Source organism: Shewanella sp. 8A (genome assembly GCF_023475945.1).
GTDB classification, from domain to species: domain Bacteria; phylum Pseudomonadota; class Gammaproteobacteria; order Enterobacterales; family Shewanellaceae; genus Shewanella; species Shewanella xiamenensis.
The window spans coordinates 1-803 of sequence record NZ_JAMDJP010000094.1 but is presented as its reverse complement, the minus strand read 5'-3'; the positions used below and the strand labels follow the sequence as shown (position 1 = coordinate 803).

Genomic DNA, 803 nt, shown 5'->3' with positions numbered 1-803 from the left:
ATGATATATCTCCCAATTTGTGTAGGGCTTATTATGCACGCTTAAAAATAATAAAAGCAGACTTGACCTGATAGTTTGGCTGTGAGCAATTATGTGCTTAGTGCATCTAACACCTGAATTAAGCCGCGCCGCGAAGCGGCGTCGGCTTGAATGAATTGTTAGATGCCAGCCCGATCAATGTGCGCTGACCTTGGATAGCAGATTTAGAACGGCGACGCCACTAACGATAAGTCCCATGCCAACGAACGCCCACAAGTCTAGTTTCTGGCCATGGAAGATCCAAGCGATAGCTGCCACAAGTACGATGCCGAGGCCAGCCCAAACAGCATAAGCAATGCCGACCGGGATGGACTTGAGTGCGAGAGAGAGGAAATAGAACGCAAGCCCGTAGCCAGCCACAACTACAACAGAAGGAACTAACTTGGTGAATCCATGGCTGGACTTCAGTGCGGAAGTTGCGACGACCTCACCAAATATTGCAATAGCCAGAAAGAGCCAGTTCTTCACGTGCAATCTCCTCTACGGTATGAAGGATAAATAGTGGTGGCTATGAGTTGCCAAAAACAGTCTTGCGGCTGTCGATTTTCTGTGAGCATACGCAACGCCAAATCTGGCATCTAACGTCGCTATCAATCGCGGAAAAAGGCGTAGTGCGCGAAGCGAACGAAGCTTTTTGCCGTCGATTGCATAGCTTTGTGTACGCCCAGCATGGGCATGAACTTATGAGGTGAAAGTCCTCTGTAGGAAGATCACCGTTTACCTTATTGGATCAATACAAGTAAACGATAACTACTAGTGAATGG

At 47.8% G+C, this 803-nt stretch carries 1 protein-coding gene; it reads right to left on the bottom strand.

Features of this window, described 5'->3' with window-relative positions; translation table 11 throughout:
* Nucleotides 1-174: 174 nt before the first annotated feature.
* Nucleotides 175-507 (bottom strand): quaternary ammonium compound efflux SMR transporter QacL, encoded by a 333-nt coding sequence (gene qac / locus M0413_RS22665; RefSeq protein WP_000800531.1) that lies wholly within the window; start codon nt 505-507, stop codon nt 175-177.
* Nucleotides 508-803: the final 296 nt, after the last annotated feature.